At 71.3% G+C, this 16,397-nt stretch carries 16 protein-coding genes and 1 rRNA gene; 11 read left to right on the top strand and 6 right to left on the bottom strand.

Features of this window, described 5'->3' with window-relative positions:
- The 9 genes from rrf to pstB form a co-directional block, all read left to right on the top strand.
- A 5S ribosomal RNA gene (rrf, locus tag ACH4J0_RS33330) occupies positions 1-83 on the top strand; the annotation flags it as partial.
- A 71-nt stretch (positions 84-154) separates the two neighbouring features.
- The gene (gene mshD, locus ACH4J0_RS33335) at positions 155-1,129 is read left to right on the top strand and encodes a mycothiol synthase (RefSeq protein ID WP_396244713.1); all 975 of its coding nucleotides are present in this window, start codon (positions 155-157) and stop codon (positions 1,127-1,129) included.
- Positions 1,130-1,500: 371 nt separating this feature from the next.
- Positions 1,501-3,678: an RNA degradosome polyphosphate kinase gene (locus tag ACH4J0_RS33340; protein WP_396244714.1), complete on the top strand. Its 2,178-nt coding sequence runs from the start codon at positions 1,501-1,503 to the stop codon at positions 3,676-3,678.
- Between the two features lie 111 nt (positions 3,679-3,789).
- Positions 3,790-4,881 (top strand): CHAD domain-containing protein, encoded by a 1,092-nt coding sequence (locus ACH4J0_RS33345; RefSeq protein ID WP_396244715.1) that lies wholly within the window; start codon positions 3,790-3,792, stop codon positions 4,879-4,881.
- Positions 4,882-5,038: 157 nt separating this feature from the next.
- A complete protein-coding gene (locus ACH4J0_RS33350) occupies positions 5,039-5,536 on the top strand; it encodes an NUDIX hydrolase (RefSeq protein ID WP_396244784.1) in 498 nt (165 codons plus the stop codon).
- A gap of 227 nt (positions 5,537-5,763) precedes the next feature.
- A complete protein-coding gene (gene pstS, locus ACH4J0_RS33355) occupies positions 5,764-6,897 on the top strand; it encodes a phosphate ABC transporter substrate-binding protein PstS (protein ID WP_396244716.1) in 1,134 nt (377 codons plus the stop codon).
- 150 nt (positions 6,898-7,047) lie between these two features.
- Positions 7,048-8,025, top strand: a complete 978-nt coding sequence (gene pstC, locus ACH4J0_RS33360) for a phosphate ABC transporter permease subunit PstC (RefSeq protein ID WP_396244717.1) — start codon at positions 7,048-7,050, stop codon at positions 8,023-8,025.
- Positions 8,022-9,095 (top strand): phosphate ABC transporter permease PstA, encoded by a 1,074-nt coding sequence (pstA, locus tag ACH4J0_RS33365; RefSeq protein WP_396244718.1) that lies wholly within the window; start codon positions 8,022-8,024, stop codon positions 9,093-9,095. Before pstC ends, pstA begins: the two co-directional genes overlap by 4 nt.
- Before the next feature lie 43 nt (positions 9,096-9,138).
- The gene (pstB, locus tag ACH4J0_RS33370) at positions 9,139-9,915 is read left to right on the top strand and encodes a phosphate ABC transporter ATP-binding protein PstB (protein WP_270145081.1); all 777 of its coding nucleotides are present in this window, start codon (positions 9,139-9,141) and stop codon (positions 9,913-9,915) included.
- A 143-nt stretch (positions 9,916-10,058) separates the two neighbouring features.
- Here the strand turns inward: pstB and ACH4J0_RS33375 are convergent, their stop codons facing one another.
- Positions 10,059-11,054: an anion permease gene (locus ACH4J0_RS33375; protein ID WP_396244719.1), complete on the bottom strand. Its 996-nt coding sequence runs from the start codon at positions 11,052-11,054 to the stop codon at positions 10,059-10,061.
- 5 nt (positions 11,055-11,059) lie between these two features.
- The gene (locus ACH4J0_RS33380) at positions 11,060-11,680 is read right to left on the bottom strand and encodes a DUF47 domain-containing protein (protein WP_030059626.1); all 621 of its coding nucleotides are present in this window, start codon (positions 11,678-11,680) and stop codon (positions 11,060-11,062) included.
- 359 nt (positions 11,681-12,039) lie between these two features.
- Between ACH4J0_RS33380 and ACH4J0_RS33385 the strand changes: the two genes are divergently transcribed.
- The gene (locus ACH4J0_RS33385; protein WP_396244720.1) at positions 12,040-12,420 is read left to right on the top strand and encodes a metal-sensitive transcriptional regulator; all 381 of its coding nucleotides are present in this window, start codon (positions 12,040-12,042) and stop codon (positions 12,418-12,420) included.
- A gap of 62 nt (positions 12,421-12,482) precedes the next feature.
- Here the strand turns inward: ACH4J0_RS33385 and ACH4J0_RS33390 are convergent, their stop codons facing one another.
- Both ACH4J0_RS33390 and ACH4J0_RS33395 read right to left on the bottom strand, forming a co-directional pair.
- Positions 12,483-12,671 (bottom strand): hypothetical protein, encoded by a 189-nt coding sequence (locus ACH4J0_RS33390; protein WP_396244721.1) that lies wholly within the window; start codon positions 12,669-12,671, stop codon positions 12,483-12,485.
- Positions 12,672-12,847: 176 nt separating this feature from the next.
- Positions 12,848-13,747, bottom strand: a complete 900-nt coding sequence (locus ACH4J0_RS33395) for a hypothetical protein (RefSeq protein WP_396244723.1) — start codon at positions 13,745-13,747, stop codon at positions 12,848-12,850.
- A 159-nt stretch (positions 13,748-13,906) separates the two neighbouring features.
- On the opposite strand from ACH4J0_RS33395, the gene ACH4J0_RS33400 reads away from it, so the two are divergent.
- Positions 13,907-14,119, top strand: coding sequence for a hypothetical protein (locus ACH4J0_RS33400; protein WP_396244725.1), 213 nt, complete (start codon positions 13,907-13,909; stop codon positions 14,117-14,119).
- A 35-nt stretch (positions 14,120-14,154) separates the two neighbouring features.
- Here the strand turns inward: ACH4J0_RS33400 and ACH4J0_RS33405 are convergent, their stop codons facing one another.
- Together ACH4J0_RS33405 and ACH4J0_RS33410 are read right to left on the bottom strand one after the other, a co-directional pair.
- Positions 14,155-14,874, bottom strand: coding sequence for a phosphatase PAP2 family protein (locus ACH4J0_RS33405; protein ID WP_396244726.1), 720 nt, complete (start codon positions 14,872-14,874; stop codon positions 14,155-14,157).
- A 179-nt stretch (positions 14,875-15,053) separates the two neighbouring features.
- Positions 15,054-16,232, bottom strand: coding sequence for an NlpC/P60 family protein (locus tag ACH4J0_RS33410; RefSeq protein ID WP_396244785.1), 1,179 nt, complete (start codon positions 16,230-16,232; stop codon positions 15,054-15,056).
- Positions 16,233-16,397 lie beyond the last annotated feature (165 nt).

Raw genomic sequence — 16,397 nt, forward strand, 5'->3', positions numbered from 1 at the left:
ACATTCCGAACCCGGAAGCTAAGCCTCACAGCGCCGATGGTACTGCAGGGGGGACCCTGTGGGAGAGTAGGACGCCGCCGAACAATCATTCAGAAAAGCCCCCGATCCATCGGATCGGGGGCTTTTCGCATTTCCGTTGACGTATCGTCGGTACATGGACGATCAGACAGCGGTCATTGCGAGCAACGTGCTCCGCCCCGAGCAGCGCGACGGCGCCCTGCGTGTTCTGGCGGAGGCCCAGGCGGTCGACGGCCGGGCCGCCGTGTCCGAGCAAGGCCGGCTCAGGCTGCGTAACGCCGAGACGCCCCGCCCCGGCGTCACCCACGTGATCGGGAGCGAGGGGGGCTCCGTCGTCGGCTACGGACAGCTCGAAGTCCCGGGGGCCCCGACCGCCGACCCCGCCGCCGAACTGGTGGTGGACCCGGCCGCACGCGGCCGTGGCCTGGCCCGTCCGCTGGTCGACGCGGTTCTGGCGCAGGCCCACCAGTCCGGCCGGGACGAGGTGGACTTCTGGGTGCACGGTGGCCACCCGGCGGCCCGGCACCTGGCTGAGGCGTACGGTGCCGAGCTGGTCCGGGAGCTGCGGCAGATGCGCCGCACCGGCGCGCAGACCGGGACCGTGCCCGTCCCCGAGGGCATCGAGCTCCGGACCTTCCGCCCGGGGGAGGACGACGCCGAGTGGCTGCGGCTGAACGCCCTGGCCTTCGCCCACCACCCGGAGCAGGGCTCCTGGACCGAGCAGGACCTGGCCGAGCGGATGGCCGAGCCCTGGTTCGACCCGGCGGGCTTCTTCCTCGCCACCCGGGGCGGCAAGGTGGTCGGCTTCCACTGGACGAAGGTGCACCCGGCCACCGCCACCGAGCCGGAGCTCGGCGAGGTGTACGTCGTCGGGGTGGACCCGGCCGAGCAGGGCAGCGGCCTCGGCCGCGCGCTGACCGCGGCGGGCCTGCGCCACCTGACCGGGGCAGGCGCCGGTGAGCGCGGACTGGCGACCGTCCTCCTCTACGTCGACGCCGACAACCCGGCCGCCGTGCGGGTGTACGAGCGACTGGGGTTCACCGTTCACGAGGTGGACCTCATGTACCGAGCCCAGTACCGGGCGGACCGGTCGGCCCAGGCCCCCGCCTAGACCTCCCCGCCCCCTCACCCACCCCCACACCCCACTTCCACACCCCCACTCGCACCCTTGCCGGGGACGACTCAGCCGTAACGGAACGGTCGCGGGTGAGGGGCGGAGGACGGCGCCGCCCCTTGCTCCGACCGACTCAGCTTTCCTCCTGGCCATGCGGTGTTTACCGTGGATTCAATTGCTGCCGCGAAGATCACAGGATGAAGTCCGTAGTGTCTCGCTCGTGCAGAGTCGACCGCCATTCGTCGGCCGGTCCTGTACGGACCGCGCCCGGTGGGTGGGCGCTGTCCCCGGGGGCGACCCGGGGCGAGGACGACGGCCCGCAGAGCCCATCGCGTCCGGACGCCGTCCTGCTGGAGGAGCTGGAACCCATGAGCATCCCCCGCCCCGTCCCTGCCCCGTCGGCGCCCACGGCCAGGATGTCCGGCGCGCTGGGCATCCCGCCGGAGCTGCCGGCCACGGACGAGCAGGAGTTCGAAGCACTGCCGCAGGGCCGCTTCCTGGACCGGGAGCGGAGCTGGCTCGCGTTCAACGAGCGGGTCCTTGAGCTGGCCGAGGACCCGGGGATCCCGCTGCTGGAACGGGCGAAGTTCCTGGCGATCTTCGCCAGCAACCTGGACGAGTTCTTCATGGTCCGGGTGGCCGGCCTCAAGCGCCGGATCGCCACCGGTGTCGCCCAGCGCAGCGCATCGGGTCTCCAGCCGCGCGAGGTGCTGGACCTGATCTGGACGCGCTCGCGCGAGCTGATGGCCCGCCATGCCGCCGCCTTCCAGCAGGAGGTGCTGCCGGACCTCGCCGCCGAGGGCATCGAGGTGGTCCGCTGGCCGGAGCTGGCCGAGAAGGAGCAGGCCCGGCTGCACACCCTGTTCCGGCAACAGATCTTCCCGGTGCTGACCCCGCTGGCGGTCGACCCGGCACACCCGTTCCCGTACATATCGGGGCTCTCGCTCAACCTGGCCGTGGTCGTCCGCAACCCGGTGTCCGGGCACAAGCACTTCGCCCGGGTGAAGGTGCCGCAGTCGCTGGCCCGCTTCCTGGAGGCCTCGCCCCAGCGGTACGTCCCGCTGGAGGACGTCATGGGCGCGCACCTGGAGGAGCTCTTCCCGGGGATGGAGGTGCTGGCCCACCACGCCTTCCGCGTCACCCGCAACGAGGACCTGGAGGTGGAGGAGGACGACACCGAGAACATCCTCAAGGCCCTGGAGAAGGAGCTGATGCGGCGGCGCTTCGGCCCGCCGGTCCGGCTGGAGGTCGAGGAGTCGATCGACCCCTACATCCTGGACCTGCTGGTGCGGGAGCTGAACATCACCGAGGCGGAGGTCTTCCCGCTGCCCGGCCCGCTGGACCTGACCGGGCTGTTCGGGATCGCCGACCTGGACCGGCCGGAGCTCAGGTACCCGAAGTTCGTGGCCGGTACGGCCCGCGGGCTGACCGACGTCGAGTCCGCATCCCAGCCGGACATCTTCGCCGCGATGCGCGAGCGCGACGTCCTGCTGCACCACCCGTACGACAGCTTCTCCACCTCGGTGCAGGCCTTCCTGGAGCAGGCCGCCGCCGACCCGGAGGTGCTGGCGATCAAGCAGACCCTGTACCGCACCTCGGGTGACTCGCCGATCGTGGACGCGCTGATCGACGCGGCCGAGTCCGGCAAGCAGGTGCTGGTGCTGGTCGAGATCAAGGCGCGCTTCGACGAGCAGGCCAACATCAAGTGGGCCCGCAAGCTGGAGGAGGCAGGCTGCCACGTGGTCTACGGCCTGATCGGGCTGAAGACCCACTGCAAGCTGTCGCTGGTGGTCCGTCAGGAGGGCGACACCCTGCGCCGCTACTCGCACGTCGGCACCGGCAACTACCACCCGAAGACGGCCCGGCTGTACGAGGACCTCGGTCTGCTCACCTCCGACCCGCAGGTCGGCGCCGATCTCTCGGACCTGTTCAACCGGCTGTCCGGCTACTCGCGCCGGGAGTCCTACCGCCGGCTGCTGACGGCCCCGCGCGGCCTGCGCGACGGGCTGGTCTCGCGGATCCACAACGAGATCGCCCACCACCAGGCGGGCCGACCCGCGTACGTGAAGATCAAGGTCAACTCGATCGTCGACGAGGCCGTGATCGACGCGCTCTACCGGGCCTCGCAGGCCGGGGTGCCGGTGGACGTCTGGGTGCGCGGGATCTGCGCGATCCGGCCGGGGGTGCCGGGGCTGAGCGAGAACATCCGGGTGCGCAGCATCCTGGGGCGCTTCCTGGAGCACTCCCGGATCTTCGTGTTCGGCAACAACGGCGATCCCGAAGTGTGGATCGGCAGCGCCGACATGATGCACCGCAACCTGGACCGCCGGATCGAGGCCCTGATGCGGATCACCGACCCGGCGCACCGCGCCGAGCTGTCCGGGCTGATCGACCTCGGGGTGTCGGACGAGACCGAGTCCTGGCACCTCGGGCCGGACGGCGCCTGGCAGCGCCGCTCGCAGGACGCCGAGGGACGGCCGCTGCGGCACGTCCAGGACCTGCTCATCGACTCGCGCCAGCGCCGCCGGGCCGCCACCCCGCGCTGACGCGCCCACTGATGCGAGCCGCCGGAGCGGTCGGGGCCCCGAGGGGACCCGCTCCGGCGGTCGGCCACCAGCCCCGGGGAAGGGCCCGGGGGAACGGGGATCAACCACGCCATGACCGATGCGCCGATGACGGTCCAGGCGGCCGCCACAGCGACCGCCGGGGACATCCTTTCCCGCCAACTCACCGCCCAGGCGGGTGCGTTCCTGCGCGCCCTGCCGCTCGCGGTGGGCGAGGTCGGCGCCAGACCGGGTTCGGCCGCGACCGTCCCGTCCAGCGGCACCGCCGACCTGCTGCGGGCGGTGCGCCGGATCGGCGGGCTGCTGCACACCTTCGGCGCCGTCTTCGAGCAGTCGTGGGCGCAGGAGTCGCGCACCGAACTGCGCTGGCTGCTCAACCTGTTGGCGCTGGAGCCCGGTTACGTCCGCCGCTCGGCCCGGCTGCTGGGCGCGGTGGACTCGCTGAGCGGCACGGACCCGGAGGGCACGGGCATGCTGGCCGGGCACGCGGGCGCCCCCAAGGCGCGGGCGCTGCTGGACCGGCAGTTGACCCTGGCGCGGACCAGGGCGCACTCCACCGTGTTGCAGGAGCTCCGTTCGGCCCGGTTGCACGCGCTGGCGGACCGGATGACCCTGCTGGTCGGTGAGGCGCCGCTGCTGGAGGCGGCGGGCGGCCGGGCGTCGGCCGTACTGCTGCCGCATGCGGCGGCCGCGTTCGGCGCGCTGGCCGTGAGCGCCCAGCAGCTGCCGCTGCAGCGTGCCGCGACGCCGTACGGCGGGGACGGGCTGCGCCGGCTGGGCCCGGTGCCCCCGGCGCGGGTCGCCTCGGCGGATGCCGACACCGCGCTGGCGGCCGACGACGCGCCCTGGTCCCGGCTGCGGATCCTGGTGAAGCGGGCCCGGTACGCCCTGGAGGTGTGCGGCCGCCCGTCCTCCGAACTGGACGAGCTGGACGCGGTGCTGGACCGCCACCAGGAGGCGGCGGACGCCGCCGTCACCGCCGCCACCGCTGCGCGCACCCCGAGGATCACCCCGGCGACCGCCTACGTGCTGGGCGTGGTGCATGCTGATCAGCGACTGGAGGTGGAGGCGGCGCGGTACGCCTTCGGCCGCCGGTGGCCCGACCTCCGGCCCGGCCTGGACGGCTGGCTGGAGATTCCCCCTGCCGAGGGCTGGGGGCATTCCCCCGCACCACGGACGGCCTGAATTGCACGATCGCCTGAACACCGGGCCGAGTCGCCCCAGCACCGGACAGGGTCACCTGAACGCCGGGCAGGGTCACCTGAACGCCGGGCAGGGCCGTCTGAACGCCGGGCCGGGTCACCCGATCACCGGACAGGGCCGCCCGGGCACCGGGCGGCCGGTGGACGCGGTCGCGACCGGGACGGGCCGTGCCCGGGTGGTCCTGGCGGCGGGCGCGGTGCTCTGGCTGCCCGGGCGGCCGAAGCCCAGCGGGCGGCTGGGCCGGCCGCGGATCGCGGTGATCCACCGGCCGAAGTACGACGACTGGAGCCTGCCGAAGGGCAAGCTCGACCCCGGCGAGGGCGTGGTCGAGGCGGCGCTGCGCGAGGTGGCGGAGGAGACCGGCTTCCACTGCCTGCTCGGCCCGGAACTGCCCGCCCAGCACTACCTGGCACAGGGCCGTCCGAAGGAGGTCCGGTACTGGGCGGCGGTGCCGACCACCGGGGCCTTCCGGCCGAACCGCGAGGTGGACCGCCTGGAGTGGCTGCCGGCGGCCAAGGCCCGGGCGCGGCTCACCCACGACCGCGACCGGTTGCTGGTCGACGCCCTGCTGGTGATCCTGGGGGCGAAGCCCGTACGGACGGGCGAGGAACCGAGGGCGCGGGAACGGCGGAAGTGATCTCCCTGCGCCCTCCCCGTGACGCAACCGTTACTACGTGACGTAGTTTCCTGTCATCCGTTCGAGGTTCACTCCCCGTTCACTTGCGACCGGCTGACGTGTCACTTACCCGGCCTAACTTCGGGACCACCGGAGGGCCGAACGGGCCCCGGACCACAGCAAAACCCGCGCTCGGCCGTGTCCGCACGGCCTGCGCGACGGGTAATGCCACAGAAAGGGACACCCCTGTGAAGCTCCAGCGGAACGGCCGCTCCAAGGCCCTCGCCATCGGTGCCATGGCGCTCGTCAGCTCGCTGTCGCTCGCCGCCTGCGGGTCGGACAACAACACCACCAACACGGCGTCCGGCTCCGGCGGCTCCTCCGCGGCCGGTGCCGCGATCAACTGTGGCAAGGCCGGCACCCTCCTCGGCGCGGGTTCGACCGCCCAGGCCCCCGCTATCGACGTGTGGAAGACCAACTTCGGCTCCTCCTGCTCCGGCACCACGGTCAACTACAGCGGCGGTGGCTCCGGTGCCGGCGTCCAGCAGTTCAACCAGGGCAAGGTCGCCTTCGCCGGCTCCGACTTCGCCCTCAAGCCCGCCGACGTCGACGCCTCCAAGGCCGTCTGCACCGGCGGCAAGGCGATCGACCTGCCGATGGTGGCCGGCCTGGTCTCGCTGGTCTACAACGTCGACAACGTCGACAACCTGGTCCTGGACGGCCCGACCGCCGCCAAGATCTTCGACTCGCAGATCACCAAGTGGAACGACCCGGCCATCGCCGCCCTGAACCCGGGCGCCAAGCTTCCGGACGCCGAGATCCAGACCTTCCACCGGTCGGACGACTCCGGCACCACCTTCAACCTGACCTCCTACTTCGCCAAGACCTCCGGCGGCGCCTGGAGCGCGGAGCCGAACAAGGCGTGGAAGGGCAAGGGCGGCCAGTCCGCGAACGGCAGCGCCGGCGTCTCCGCCCAGATCAAGCAGGTCAAGAACTCGATCGGCTACGCCGAGCTGTCCTACGCCCAGACCAACAACCTGAAGAGCGCCAAGATCGCCACCGGCGCCGCTCAGCCGGTCGAGGCGACCGCCGCCAACGCGGCGAACACCATCGCCTCCTCCACCGTGGCGGGCACCGACGGCGACCTCGCGCTCTCCCTGGACTACGGCACCAAGGCCGACAACGCCTACCCGATCGTCCTGGTGACCTACGAGATCGCCTGCGACAAGGGCAACAAGGCCGAGACCCTGGACACCCTGAAGTCCTTCCTGACCTACACCATCAGCGACGCCGCCCAGAAGTCGATCGGCGACAAGGGCTACGTCCCGATGCCGGCCGCGATCGGCGACAAGGTCAAGGCCGCCGTCGGCACCCTGGCCTGACCCGACAGGACCCCCGGTGGGACGGCCCCGTGAGCGAGGGGGGCAGGGGCCGTCCCACCGGAGCACGACCGAACAGCACCAACGTCCGGGGCACCGCCGCCATGGTGCCGTCCCCCCACCGGGGCGGCACCACCAGACCGGAGTAGACCAATGACTTCATCCTCCCCTGCCGCCCCGCGAGGCAGGGAACGCCGACCGCGCGACAGCCGCGTCGGCGACAAGATCTTCATGAACCTCGCCCGCGGCGCGGGCATCCTGCTGCTGGTCATCATGGCCGCGATCGCCGGCTTCCTGGCCTGGCGCTCGGGGATGGCCCTCAGCAACAACGACGGCAACTTCCTCACCACCTTCGAGTGGACGCCGGACGCCCCGAAGCCGGTCTTCGGCATCGCCGTCCTGGCCTTCGGCACCATCGTCAGCGCCCTGATCGCGATGGTGATCGCCGTCCCGGTGGCCATCGGGATCGCGCTGTTCATCTCGCACTACGCGCCGCGCCGGATCGCCCAGCCGTTCGCCTACCTGGTCGACCTGCTCGCCGCCGTCCCCAGCATCGTCTACGGCCTCTGGGGCGCGCTGTTCCTGGTCCCGCACATGGACGGGCTGACCAGCTGGCTCAACCAGTACCTGGGCTGGACGTACCTCTTCGACCAGACCAGGACCGGCACCCCGCGCAACCTGTTCACCGTCGGCATCCTGCTGGCGATCATGATCCTGCCGATCATCACCGCGGTCTCCCGCGAGGTGTTCCGGCAGGTGCCGCGGATGCACGAGGAGGCGGCGCTCGCGCTCGGCGCGACCCGCTGGGAGATGATCCGCACCGCGGTGCTGCCGTTCGGCCGCCCCGGCATCATCTCCGCCTCCATGCTCGGCCTCGGCCGGGCGCTCGGCGAGACCATCGCGGTCGCGGTGGTGCTGTCCGCCAACAGCGTCCTGTCGCTGCACATCCTCGACGCGGGCGGCGGCACCTTCGCGCAGAACATCGCGCTGAAGTTCGCCGAGGCCGGCAACAACGGCCGCGACGCGCTGATGGCCTCCGGCCTCGTCCTGTTCGTGATCACCCTGCTGGTGAACGGTGCCGCGCGACTGATCATCGCCCGCCGCAAGGAGTACTCGGGGGCCAACGCATGACCACCGTCACGACCGTCCCCGAGGACGCCCGGCAGGTGGGTCCGGGGCTGACCGCCAACCGGCTGCCCAAGTGGACCCCGCCGGCCGTCGCCGCCGGCTCGATCGCGGTCGGCTGCGGGATCGGTGCCGGCGCCGGGCTGCAGAGCCACCTCCAGTGGGGTCTGATCTCGGCCCTGCTGTTCCTGGTCGGCGGCTACCTGATCTCGGCCCAGGTCGAGGGCCGCCGCCAGGCCAAGGACCGGTTCGCCACCTCGGTGGTGTGGGTCGCCTTCATCCTGGCCGTCGTCCCGCTGGTCTCGCTGACCGTCTACACGGTCCAGCAGGGCATCGGCGTGGTGAACGGGAACTTCCTGAGCCACTCGATGAAGGGCGTGATCCAGTCGGGCCCCGGCGGCGGCATCTACCACGCGCTGCTCGGCACCCTGCAGCAGGTCGCCCTGGCGACCCTGATGGCCGCCCCGCTGGGCCTGCTGACCGCCGTCTACCTGGTCGAGTACGGACGCGGCCGGCTCGCCAAGGCCGTCACCTTCTTCGTCGACGTCATGACGGGCGTCCCGTCGATCGTCGCCGGTCTGTTCATCCTCTCGCTGTGGAACCTCGCCCTGGGCTTCAGCTACTCCGGCTTCTCGGGCAGCCTCGCGCTGGCGATCCTGATGATCCCGGTCGTGGTCCGGTCCACCGAGGAGATGCTCAAGCTCGTCCCGAACGAGCTGCGCGAGGCCTCGTACGCCCTCGGCGTGCCGAAGTGGAAGACCATCCTGCGGATCGTCCTCCCCACCGCGATCGGCGGCATCACCACCGGTGTGATGCTCGCGGTCGCCCGCATCACGGGCGAGACCGCCCCGGTGATGATGCTGGTGTTCGGCGCCGACTACATCAACAGCAACCCGTTCGACGGACCGCAGCAGTCCCTGCCGATGTACATCTGGCAGCAGTACTCGGTGGTCAACAACGACTTCGGCTACGCCCGCGCCTGGGGCGCCGCGCTGGTGCTGATCGCCTTCGTGATGGGGCTCAACCTCGTCGCCCGGGGCATCGCACGCTGGCGCTCGCCCAAGGGCGGACACTGAGCGACCGACTGACGTACGAAGACAGACGAGAGAAGCAACGATCATGGCCAAGCGCATCGACGTCAGCGGACTGTCGGCCTACTACGGCACCACCAAGGCCATCGAGGACATCTCGATGAGCATCGAACCCCGCTCGGTGACCGCCTTCATCGGCCCCTCCGGCTGCGGCAAGTCCACCTTTCTGCGCACCCTCAACCGGATGCACGAGGTGATCCCCGGCGCCCGGGTCGAGGGCAAGGTCCTCCTGGACGACGAGAACCTGTACGCCTCCAACGTGGACCCGGTCGCCGTGCGCCGCTCCATCGGCATGGTCTTCCAGCGCCCGAACCCGTTCCCGACCATGTCGATCTACGACAACGTGGTCGCCGGGCTCAAGCTCGCCGGCGTGAAGAAGAAGTCCGTCCTGGACGACGTGGTGGAGCGCTCGCTGAAGGGCGCCAACCTCTGGAAGGAGGTCCACAACCGGCTGAACAAGCCGGGGGCCGGCCTCTCCGGCGGTCAGCAGCAGCGACTGTGCATCGCCCGCGCCATCGCGGTCGAGCCCCAGGTCCTGCTGATGGACGAGCCCTGCTCCGCGCTCGACCCGATCTCCACCCTCGCCATCGAGGACCTGATCGGCGAGCTGAAGTCGCAGTTCACCATCGTCATCGTCACCCACAACATGCAGCAGGCGGCCCGCGTCAGCGACCGCACCGCCTTCTTCAACCTGGCCGGCGTCGGCCAGCCGGGCAAGCTGATCGAGCTGGACGACACCCAGCGGATCTTCTCCAACCCGTCGGTGCAGGCGACCGAGGACTACATCTCCGGCCGCTTCGGCTGAGGAGGAGCGTGGAGGACACGCCCCAGGCCGGACCCCAGCTGTCCCGCGGTGCTGCATGGCGGTGCCGCCGCGGGGCATGAGAAAGGGCCCGCCCCCGAGATGTGGGGGCGGGCCCTGTTCGCCGGTGCGTCGAGCTGCCGGGCTCAGCCCCAGAACAGGTGGACGAACCAGTACACCAGCGCTGCGACGACGGCGGCCGCCGGCATCGTGATGAACCAGCCGAGCACGATGTTCTTCGCGACGCCCCAGCGCACCGCGCGGATCCGCTTGGTGGCCCCCGCACCCATGATCGCCGCGGTGATCACGTGGGTGGTGGAGATCGGCGCCTTGAAGACGAACGACGTGATGTACATGACCGCCGAGGAGGTGGCCTCGGCCGCGAAGCCCTGCGGCGGGTCCAGCTCGATGATCTTCCGCCCGAGCGTCCGCATGATCCGCCAGCCGCCCGCGTAGGTGCCCAGCGAGAGCATGGTCGCGCAGGAGATCTTCACCCAGACCGGGATGTCCCCGGTGGTCTGGTGGCCGGAGATGGTGAGCGCCATCACCACGACGCCCATGGTCTTCTGGGCGTCCTGGAGGCCGTGCGCCAGCGCCATCGCGGCGGCCGAGGCGGTCTGGGCGACCCGGAAGTTGCGCTTGGCGCGGTGCGGGTTGGCCCGGCGGAAGATCCACAGGATCGCCAGCATCACGATGAAGCCGCCGATCAGGCCGACCACCGGCGAGACGATCATCGGGATGACGATCTTGTCGATGACCCCGCTCCAGATCACCCCGATCCCGCCGGCCAGCGCCGCGCCCACCATGCCGCCGAACAGCGCGTGCGAGGAGGAGGACGGCAGACCGAAGTACCAGGTGACCAGGTTCCAGGCGATCGCGCCGACCAGGGCGGCGAACAGGATCGCCATCCCCTGGTTGCCGGAGGGGGTCTCGATGATCCCCTTGGAGACGGTGTGCGCCACCCCGCTGCCCAGGAAGGCGCCCGCCAGGTTCATGACGGCGGCCATCGCGAGCGCGGCCCTCGGGGTCAGCGCCCGGGTGGAGACCGACGTGGCGATCGCGTTCGCCGAGTCGTGGAAGCCGTTGGTGTACGTGAAGAAGAACGCAACGCCGATGACGGCGATGAGTGCAGCCATGTCCACGAGGGTCAGGACTCCTTGACGGCGATGGTCTCCACCGTGTTGGCGACGTGCTCGAACGCGTCCGCCGCCTCCTCAAGGACGTCCACGACCTGCTTCAGCTTGAGCACCTCGATGGCGTCGTACTGGCCGGAGAAGAGGTGGGCGAGCAGCTTGCGGTGGATCTGGTCGGCCTGGTTCTCCAGCCGGTTGACCTCGATCCAGTACTCGGTGAGGTTGGACATGCTGCGCAGGTTCGGCATCGCCTCGGCGGTGAGCTCCGCAGCGCGCGCCAGCACCTCGATCTGCTGCTCGATGCCCTTCGGCAGCGTCTGGATGTCGTAGAGGACGACCAGGTCGACGGCCTCCTCCATGAAGTCCATGATGTCGTCCAGCGACGAGGCGAGGCTGTAGATGTCCTCGCGGTCGAAGGGCGTGATGAAGGAGGAGTTCAGCTGGTGGAAGACGGCATGGGTGGTGTCGTCCCCGGCGTGCTCGGCGGCGCGCATGCGCTCGACGATCTCCGCGCGGGCCGACACGTCTGATCCCAGCAGTTCCAGCAGGAGCTTCGATCCGACGACGAGGTTCTCCGCGGCGGCGGCGAACATGTCGTAGAAACTCGTCTCCTTCGGGGTCAGGCTAAAACGCACGGAAATCTCCGATGTGCGGGGTACGGACTGAACGATGCTAGGTGCAACCGAGCGCGATCGCGCAAACGGGGTGGTGGGCAGGGAGGCGGAACCTCCCCTTCCGTTCGGTTCCCGGACCGGCCGACCCGGACCACACGGCCATGTCGGACGTGATTCCCCAGTCTGACGGAACCTCGCCCCGATCGCCCCCGTGGTGCGTGCGGGGGGACCGGGGCGCCGCTCAGACGGGTGAGCCCCGCGACGACGCCCACCAGGCCGTTCGGCACATGCCGGGTGGGCCGTCGGAACACCACGGAAGGCCCCGGTGTTGGACACTGGTGGCCGACGCAGCCACCAGGCACTCAGACGAAGGCGGGCCGATGACCACGACGCAAGCGCGCACCGAGCCGGACCACGCGCCCGGGACCGACCCGCAGGCCGGCACCCCCGCCACCGCGGCGCACGGGAGCGGGCACGGCCCGCACGGCTACAGCGCGCAGAAGGACGCCCACCTCAAGCGGCTGCGCCGGATCGAGGGCCAGATCCGCGGCCTCCAGCGGATGGTCGACGAGGACGTCTACTGCATCGACGTGCTCACCCAGGTCTCGGCCAGCACCAAGGCCCTGCAGTCCTTCGCCCTCTCCCTGCTGGAGGAGCACCTGCGGCACTGCGTCGCCGCGGCCGCCGAACAGGGCGGCGTCGAGCTGGACGCCAAGGTGGCGGAGGCCTCGGCCGCGATCGGCCGGCTGCTGCGCAGCTGACCCCGGCCCGCACGGCCGGCCCAGGAGCGGCGGAGCCAGCACGGCCGGCCCCGGAGCGGCCGTCAGCCGTCGCCCTCCCGCTCGGCCCGGGCCGGGTCCACCCGGTCCAGCAGCACCTCGTCGATCCGCTCGGTCGGCAGCCGCTCACCGGTGCTGGCCGTCGCGGCGATCATCAGCTCGCCGGCCAGCTCGATCTCGTCGAGGGCCGCGTCGTCGTGGCCGCCGCTGCGGCCGCCCGTGGACGACACCACCTGCACCACCCCTTCAGTGCCTCGCCAGCCCGGGCGGCAGCCACCCGACGTCCAGCCTAGGCACTCCGGGGCCCGTCCACATGGCACGGACGGGCCATCTCGGCGCCGCCGAAACGGGTGGCCGTCGCTCCCCGCACGGCCACCCGCCCGGCGGCGCCCCGTCTCGCCCCGGCGGCCTACTTCGGGCTCTCCGAGGGCTTCATCTGGTAGATGTCCGAGGCCGGCGGCTCGGTCGCCTCGACCGGCTTGCCGAAGTCCGACAGCGAGGTGGTGGAGGTGACCTTCACCTGGTCCTTGGCCTCCTTCGACCCGGCCACCCCGGCGAAGGTGAACACCTCGACCACCTTGCGCAGCCGGCCCTGGTCGTCCAGCCAGGCGTCGTACGGGACCTCCTTGACGGTGAAGGTCTGCCCGCCCATCCGCAGACCGTCCCCGCCCCGGCCACCGGTGGCGTCGGCCGCCTTGGCCAGGTCCAGGGTGCCCCGGTAGTGGTGCAGCGGCGCGCCGTCCACGGTCTCGGTGCCGACCAGGTCGGCCTTCTGCACCCCGCGCAGCGCACCCGCCGCCGACGCCGGGTCGGTGGCACCGCTGCTCACCAGGTTGCCGTCCGGCAGCTGGCGCACGTCCAGCTTGACCCACTTGCCCTCGGGCACCTTGGCCCCGCTGTTCTGCAGGTAGACGGTGCCCGGCAGGACCACCTCGACGATCTTCCCGGTGGTCGCCGCGCCCGGTGGCACCTGCACCTCCAGCCGGCCGACCCGCTTCACGTAGTCGTAGCCGCCGCTCCCGTTGAAGGCGGCCTTCTTGTCGGCGGACTCGGTGACCAGCTCGGTGGCGGCGTGCGCGGAGCCGGTGCGGCCGGTGATGTCGGCGGCGTTGCGCACCGCCGTCAGCGGGTCGGCGGCCAACTGGTCGGCGACGGCCGACTGCTGGTCGGAGGAGCCGCCGCCGGGGTGGCCCGAGCAGCCGGCTGCTCCCGCGGCCAGGGCGGTGGCGAGCAGGGCGGCCCCGGCCGCCGAGCGCAGGTGCGGCCCCGGACGGCGCGCTGGCCGCCCGGTTCGCTGCTGGTCGGTCATCTTCATCCTCGCGACAACCCCCTCGGGCCCGACTGCCCCGCCGGACCCCTCCGGGTGGGCAGAGCTCTTTCCGGGCAAACGAGTTGAGCCGCGAAGGGTTACGGGAGCCGGGGAAGCGGGCGTCGCGCGCCGGCCGTCCGGAGCGTTACGGTGAACCACGTGCACAGTGAGCTGCCGGCCGTCCCCGGCACCACCCGGATGCCCGAGCACCGCGTCGCGGTCGGCGAACGCGGTTCCTTCGCCTTCGCGACCTGCAGCTGCGGCTGGTACTCCGCCGCCCGCCGCTCCCGCGACCTGGCCCGCCGTGAGGCGGCCGACCACGCCGCCGACCACGCCGCCGAGTACGGCGGCGAGCCGGCGGACAGACCCTAGACGCCTCGGCCCGTCCGGAGCCGGGCTGTCCCGGGTCAGGCCGCCAGGTCCGACTCCGGCGGCTGCTCCTCGGAGCGCACCGCCCCCCGCCCGCGCCGACGGCCGCGCTGGGCCGCGGCGCGGGCCGCACCGCCGCGCTCGGGCGCCCGGATCAGGGGGGCGACCGCCGTCCGGCTCAGCGCGTGGCAGAACGGGACCAGCACCGCCATCGCGATCGGCGCCAGCAGCAGCACCACGGCGACGGCGAGCGCGTAGCCGCCGATCACGTCGGTCGGGTAGTGGACGCCCATGAACATCCGGCAGAAGCCCTGCAGCAGGGCCAGGCCCCCGGCGATCCAGCCCAGCCTCCGGTTCACCAGGAACAGCGACACCGCGACGGCCATCGTCATGGTCGAGTGGTCGCTGACGAAGGAGTGGGTGCCGGCTTTGCCGTCCACCAGTACCAGCAGCCCGGGGTGGTCGACGAAGGGCCGCGGCCGGTCCACGATCGCGGCGATCGGCAGGTTGGCCAGCTCGGCGACGGCCACCGAGAGCGGTACCCAGAGCAGCCCGGCGATCGCCACCGGCGCGTCCGGGCGGCGTCTGGCCTGGAGCCAGCCCACCAGCCCGAGCATCGCGAGGCCGATCAGGATGCCGTACTCACCGATCCACGAGACCAGGTGGTCCAGCCAGTGCGGGGAGTGCTTGGCCAGACCGTTGACGGCGTAGAGCAGGCCGAGGTCGGGGTTGGTCGTGTCGGCAAGCGGCGTCGACACGCCGCACCTCCTTCTGGTCCGCTGCACCTGTGCGTTCCCGCCGGGGCCCTCCCGTCGCGGAACGCTGACGACGGGCCACCGGACCCAACGTCACCGTCGGGACACAGCGTTCCACGGAAACGCGGGGTTATGGAAACTTGACTCAGCGTCCACAGCCCGCACACAGATCGTCGGACGAGTCACCCGGTCCCGCCGGTTCCACCCGTGCCGTTGGGCCGTCCCGGTGCCGTGGGGGCGGGCGGGGCGGCGACCGCGGGCCGGGCGGTGGCGGCCGGGTCGGTCGACGCCGCGGTCGACGCCGCGGTCGGCGCCGTGGTGCCCGGGCGGCTCGGGGGGTTGACCGCGCCGTTGCCGTTGTTGTCGCGGGTCGGCAGCGCCTGGGCGCCGTCCGAGGTGACTCGGGTCGCCCCGATGTACTCCCGGGTGTCGATCTTGTCGTAGCGGATCACCGCCCCGGTGTGCGGAGCGTTGATCATGTAGCCGCCGCCGACGTAGATCCCCACGTGGTGGATGCTCCGCGGATCGCTCAGGTCCGTCGCGAAGAACACCAGGTCCCCCGGCCGCAGCTGATCACGTGACGGGTGCGGCCCGGCGTACCACTGGTCGTTGGCCACCCGGGGCAGATCGATGCCCACGGTGGCGAACGCGGCACGGGTGAGCCCGGAGCAGTCGAACTGCCCGTTCTGCGACGACAGGCCCTCACCGCCCCACAGGTACGGCGTGCCGAGCTTGGTCTGGGCGAAGTAGATCGCGGCCGCCGACTGCGCGGACACCTCCACCGGCGCGGTCGGCGCGGAGAAACTGCGGGCCATCGCCTGGATGTTCCGCACGTAGCCCTGGGTCTCCCTGTACGGCGGGATGCCCCTGTTCTTCGTCACCGCGTACGGGCCGGCGTTGTAGGCGGCCAGCAGGTTGGCCTGGGGGTCGCCCGGCACCCCGGCGACGTCCTTGGCCAGCGCGCAGTCGTACACCGCCGCCGTGGCGATCGCGTCGTACGGGTTCCAGACGTCCTTCTGGCCGTCCCCGTCACCGTCCGTGGCGTACACCGGCCAGGTGCCCGGCATGAACTGCGCCATTCCCTGCGCCCCGACGGAGGATTGGGCCCGTGGATCGAAACCGCTTTCCTGGTAGAGCTGCGCCGCGAGCATCGGCGGGGAGATCTCCGGGCACAGCGAGCCCCACTTCTGGAACGCGTCCTGATAGGCCGCCGGCACGGTCCCGGGAGAGAGGGCGGATCGATTCGCCGACTGCTGCGGCGTCCCACTTGCCGCATACGTCCCCATCGTCACCAGACCGAGGAATCCGAACGCGACAACTCCCGCCGCAGCGGAGGCCGTACCGGCCTTCCGGAGTACCATCAGCACCATCCCGACGAATCGTCAGTCGAAGTGTCCCGGAAGGCGTTGCTCACCGCAATCATCAGAGATACAAAGAGTGAGCGCTATCCTTCGTACGGGGGACATCCTCGCGTACGTGTCCGATGCCTCACGACCAATCCGCGAGAAGTAGCCAAGTCGACATCA

It is taken from the genome of Kitasatospora sp. NPDC017646 (assembly GCF_044329365.1).
Classification (GTDB): Bacteria; Actinomycetota; Actinomycetes; order Streptomycetales; family Streptomycetaceae; genus Kitasatospora.